Annotated in this window: 1 protein-coding gene and 1 pseudogene; both read right to left on the reverse strand. The window is 33.1% G+C overall.

Translation table 11 applies throughout. The features are described 5' to 3' along the window. A pseudogene (locus tag EKL98_RS15830) lies at nucleotides 1-114 on the reverse strand (acetyl-CoA carboxylase, carboxyltransferase subunit beta); the annotation flags it as partial. A 165-nt stretch (nucleotides 115-279) separates the two neighbouring features. Further along, on the reverse strand, nucleotides 280-1,317 hold the full coding sequence (locus EKL98_RS15835) for a LacI family DNA-binding transcriptional regulator (protein WP_126563133.1): 1,038 nt from the start codon (nucleotides 1,315-1,317) through the stop codon (nucleotides 280-282). Between the last annotated feature and the right edge of the window lie 128 nt (nucleotides 1,318-1,445).

Below are 1,445 nucleotides of genomic sequence, written 5' to 3' on the forward strand. Positions count from 1 at the left end.
ATCCGAATCGATAACTTTTCCAGTTGGCGACTTGTACCAAAGTCCTTTTGGAATATCCATTTTGTCTTCGGTAGCAGTAGTAATTCCTTTTTCTGTTCTTTTAAACCAAGCCATAATTAAGTTGGAAGTTAGAAGTTAGAAAAGTATTTATTTCAAAAACTACAACGTAATAGTGTGAATAAGTTTTTAATATCGATGACTATATCAATGAAAATGATAAAAATAAATGTGTTTTACAGCACAATAAAATATTGAAATTGCTAATGAAATTGAATTTTTTTAAAGCGTTGATTCTCGCTCTATTAAATGGGTTTCAATTACAACAGTTTTGTAGACTTCGTCCTTTTCTTCTATTTCTATTCCTTCTTCTTCGGCTTCCAATCTTTCGATAAGTATTTTTGCTGCCACACTGCCCATTTCTAATCCGTTTTGGCTTACTGTCGTTATGGTTGGCGTAGAATATTTAGATATAATTCCATCTGTAAAAGCAATAACTGCGAGGTCTTCAGGAACTTTTATCCCCATTTTATGAGCTATTTTGATGATGGTTACAGCAAATAACTCGTTTACCGCAAAAACAGCATCAAAGGCTTTGTTTTCTAGCAATTGAGCAATTGTGATTTCGCAATTTTCGACATTTTCAATTTTGATGATTAGATTTTCATCGAATGGCAAACCGTTATCTCTCAATGCTTTGATGTAGCCATCTGTTCTAAATTTTCCAACACTCACATAATCGACAGTGGTGACTAGGGCGATTTTTTTACGGCCTTTATCAATCAAATTTTGAACGGCTTCATAAGCGGCCAATTCGTCATTTATAATCACTTTGTCACAAAGGATATCGTTGGTCACTCTGTCAAACATTACGACAGGCATTCCTTGGCTGATTACTTCAGTTATATGGTGGAAATCGCCTTTGAATTGGGTTTCTTTGGAGAGTGACATTATAAATCCGTCGATGCTACCATTGGCTAGCAATTCCATATTTAGCACTTCTTTGTCGAAAGAATCGTCTGATAAACAAATGATGACACTGTATCCTTTTTCATTAGCAACATGTTCGATTCCATTGATGACGGTTGAAAAGAAATAATGCACAATTTCGGGAATAATAATTCCTATGGTTTTTGTTTTCCTGTTTTTTAAACTTAGTGCAATATTATTGGGTTTGTAATGATAAAACTTAGCAAAAGCCCGAACTTTGAGTCTGGTTTCTTCCCCAATTTCAAGACTGTTTCTAAGAGACTTGGAAACGGTAGAAATAGATACATCCAACTCTTTTGCAATTTGCTTTAGTGTTACTTTCTTTTTCATACGTGTAATTTAGTAAAAATCATTTTCGTAATAAAGATAAAATTTTATTTAGATTATGGCAATTTAGGTGTCAAAAATTTAAATAAAACAGAAACTTTTCAACACTATCACGTTTTCGTAACTGTTTT

It is taken from the genome of Flavobacterium bomense (assembly GCF_003970355.1).

Excerpts from the sequence above, each read along its gene's own strand:
- EKL98_RS15835 (WP_126563133.1), bottom strand. The coding sequence starts at position 1,317 with ATGAAAAAGAAAGTAACACTAAAGCAAATTGCAAAAGAGTTGGATGTA.